This is a genomic window from Halomonas sp. (assembly GCF_041689495.1).
Lineage (GTDB): Bacteria > Pseudomonadota > Gammaproteobacteria > Pseudomonadales > Halomonadaceae > Halomonas.
Genome location: NZ_JBDNGD010000099.1, coordinates 1 through 3892 on the forward strand (window position 1 = coordinate 1; position 3892 = coordinate 3892).

General features: G+C 65.6%; 2 protein-coding genes. Both read left to right on the forward strand.

What is annotated here, in order from left to right; all coding sequences use genetic code 11:
* On the forward strand, nt 1–1033 hold a 1033-nt coding region (locus ACESMD_RS03140), incomplete at its 5' end, for an efflux RND transporter periplasmic adaptor subunit (protein WP_372610234.1).
* A 10-nt stretch (nt 1034–1043) separates the two neighbouring features.
* Nucleotides 1044–3892 (forward strand): efflux RND transporter permease subunit (locus ACESMD_RS03145; protein ID WP_372610236.1); only part of this gene is annotated, 2849 nt, incomplete at its 3' end.

Consider the following 3892-nt stretch of genomic DNA (forward strand, 5'->3'; position numbering starts at 1 on the left):
CGGCACGGTGACCATCGACCCGGTCATGGTGCAAAACATCGGGGTGCGCACGGCCAAGGCCGAACGGCGCGAGCTCTCGGCCGACGTGTTCACCGTCGGCCGGGTGGAGTACGACGAGGACAATCTGACCCGCCTGCACCCCAAGGTGGAGGGCTGGATCGAGGAGTTGTACGTGGAGCAGACCGGTAGCGCGGTCAAACGCGGCACCCGGCTGCTCAGCATCTACTCGCCGCAGTTGGTCGCCACCCAGGAGGAATATCTGCTGGCGCTCAAGAACCTGAAGACCTTGCAGGACAGCCCTTACGAAGATATCCGGCGCGGCGCCGAGCAACTGGTGCGCAGCGCGCGCCGGCGTTTGCAGTTGTTGGACATGCCCGCACACCAGTTGCGCGAGCTTGAGGAGAGCGGCAAGGCCAAGCGCAATCTGCACATCCACTCGCCGTTCGACGGCATCGCCGTGAAGGTGGGTGTGCGTGACGGCCAATACATCAGCCCCCAGACCGAGCTGTTCCAGCTCGCGGAGCTGTCCACGGTTTGGGTCGAGGCCGACATCTACGAGCATGAGATCCCCTGGGTGCAGCAAGGGGACCCGGCCGAACTCAAGCTCGCGGCCCTGCCGGGCCGCACATTCACCGGGCAGGTGGACTACATCTATCCCTATCTTGATCCCAAGACCCGCACCCAGAAGCTACGGCTGGAATTCGACAACCGGGACCTGGCCCTCAAGCCCAACATGTTCGCCGACGTCACCATCCGCACGCGCCGCCAGGTCGACGCGGTGGTCATCCCGGAGCAGGCGGTGATCCGTTCGGGCCAGCGCGAGCAGGTCTTCGTACAGCGCGCGCCCGGCAAGTTCGAGCCGCGCGAGGTGCAACTCGGGCTGCGCGCCGAGGGTCTGGTGCAGGTGCTCGACGGCGTACAACCCGGCGAGGAAGTCGTCACCTCCAGCCAGTTCCTGATCGATTCCGAATCCAAGCTGCGCGAGGCCGCCGACAAGATGCGTCCCGTCCAGCAATCACATTCCTCGCACTGAGCGTCCGGTCATGATCCAAGCCATCATCGACGCCTCCCTGAAGAATCGCCTGTTGGTGCTGATCCTCACCGGCCTGGCGCTGCTGCTCGGGCTCTGGGCCCTGAAGACGACGCCGCTGGACGCCATCCCGGACCTATCCGACGTGCAGGTGATTGTATTCACCGAGTACCCCGGCCAGGCGCCGCAGGTGGTCGAGGACCAGGTGACCTACCCGCTGACTACCGCGATGTTGTCGGTACCCTTCGCCAAGGTGGTGCGCGGTTACTCGTTCTTCGGCTTCTCCTTCGTCTATGTCCTGTTCGAGGACGGCACCGACATGTACTGGGCGCGCTCGCGGGTGCTGGAATACCTCAACTTCGTCGGCGGCAAGCTGCCGCGCGGGGTCACCCCGACCCTGGGGCCGGACGCTACCGGCGTGGGCTGGGTCTACGAGTACGCGCTGGTGGACCGAACCGGCAAGCACGACCTGGCCGAGCTGCGCTCGCTGCAGGATTGGTATATGCGCTACGCCCTGCAGACGGTGCCGGGCGTGGCCGAGGTCGCCTCCGTGGGCGGCTACGTCAAGCAATATCAGGTCGAGGTGGATCCCAACGCCCTGGCCGCCTACGGCATCCCGCTGAACAAGATCAAGACCGCCATCCAGCGCTCCAACAACGATGTCGGCGGCGGCCTGGTGGAGATGGCCGAGACCGAATACATGGTGCGCGGGCTGGGTTATCTCCAGGGCGTCGAAGACCTCGAAGTCGTGCCCATCGGCGTGGACGACGACGGCACACCGATCTACTTGCGCGACGTGGCCCACGTGCAGATTGGGCCCGAACTGCGCCGCGGCGTGGCCGAGCTCAACGGCGAGGGCGAGGTGGCCGGCGGCGTGGTGATCATGCGTTACGGCGGCGATGCGTTGGTCACCATCGACGCGGTCCGGGCCAAGCTCGAGCAACTCAAACAGGGGCTGCCCGAGGGCGTGGAGATCGTGCCGGTCTACGACCGCGGCAATTTGATCGAGCGGGCGGTGGCCAACCTGCGCGACAAGTTGATTGAGGAGTTCATCGTCGTCAGCCTCATCTGTATCGCCTTTTTGCTGCACGTGCGCTCCGCCTTGGTGGCCATCCTCACGCTGCCGATCGGGGTGCTGTTGGCCTTTCTGGTGATGCGCGGCCAGGGCCTGACGGCCAACATCATGTCCCTGGGCGGCATCGCCATCGCCATCGGCGCCATGGTGGACGGCGCCATCGTGATGATCGAGAACGCCCACAAGCACCTGGAACGCGCGGAGGCCGACAAAGGCGCCGTCCTGACCAGCCCCGAGCGCTGGCTGGCCATCGGCCTGTCGGCCAAGGAGGTGGGCCCGGCGCTGTTCTTCTCGCTGCTGATCATCACCGTCTCCTTCCTGCCGGTGTTCACCCTGCAGGCCCAGGAAGGGCGGCTGTTCGCACCGCTGGCATTTACCAAGACCTATGCCATGGCCGCGGCGGCGCTGCTGGCGGTGACTGTCACACCGGTGCTGATGGGCTACTTCATCCGCGGGCGCATCCTTCCCGAGGCTAGAAACCCGGTCAACCGTGGACTGCACCGCCTGCATACGCCGGCGCTGGCGCAGGCCATGCGCTGGCGCAAGACTACGCTGGTAGCGGCGCTGATCCTGCTGGGGGTCACCGCCTGGCCGATCACGCAACTGGGCAGCGAGTTCATGCCGCCGCTGGACGAGGGCGACATCCTCTACATGCCCACCACCTTCCCGGGCATCTCCATCACCAAGGCCAAGGAGCTGTTGCAGCAGACCGACAAGATACTGGTGACCTTTCCGGAGGTGGAGAGCGTGTTCGGCAAGGTGGGCCGCGCCGACACCGCCACCGACCCGGCTCCATTGGCGATGATCGAAACCCTGGTGCGGCTGAAGCCGAAAGACGACTGGCCGAACCCGGACAAGACCACCCGCGAGCTGATGGACGAGATGGACGCGGCGATCCGCTTCCCCGGCGTTGCCAACGCCTGGACCATGCCGATCAAGACCCGCATCGACATGCTCTCCACCGGCATCAAGACCCCCATCGGCATCAAGGTCTCCGGCCCGGACCTGGCCGAGCTGGAACGCATCGGCAAGGCCATCGAGGGTACCCTGAAACAATTGCCGGATACGCTGTCCGCCTTCGCCGACCGGGCAGTCGGCGGTTACTACCTGGACTTCGACATCAAACGCGAGCAGGCCGCCCGCTACGGCCTGACCGTGGGCGACGTACAGGACGTCATCCAGTCGGCCATCGGCGGCATGAACGTGACCCAGACCGTGGAAGGCCTGGAGCGCTATCCGGTCAACCTGCGCTACCCGCGCGAGCTGCGCGACAGCCCCGACGCCCTGCGCCGAGTGTTGTTGGCCACGCCCGGCGGCACCCAGATCCCGCTGGCGTTGGTGGCGGATCTGGAACTGACCCGCGGTCCTTCCTCCATCAAGAGCGAAAACGCCCGCCCCAACGCCTGGATCTACGTGGACATCAAGAGTTCGGACATCGGCGGCTATGTGGCCGAGGCCAAGCGCATCATCCGCGACGAGGTCGAAATCCCGCCGGGCTATACCCTGATCTGGTCCGGCCAGTTCGAATACATGCAGCGCGCCGCCGAGCGCCTCAAGCTGGTGGTGCCGGCCACCCTGGCGCTGATCTTCCTGCTGCTGTACTTCAACTTCGGCAACGCCAGCGCACCCCTGGTGGTGATGCTGTCCATCCCCTTCTCGCTGATCGGCGGCTTCTGGCTGATGTACGCCTACGGCTTCAACCTGTCGGTGGCCGTGGCCGTGGGCTTCATCGCCCTGGCGGGGGTGGCCGCCGAGATCGGCGTACTGGTGCTCACCTTCATCGACCA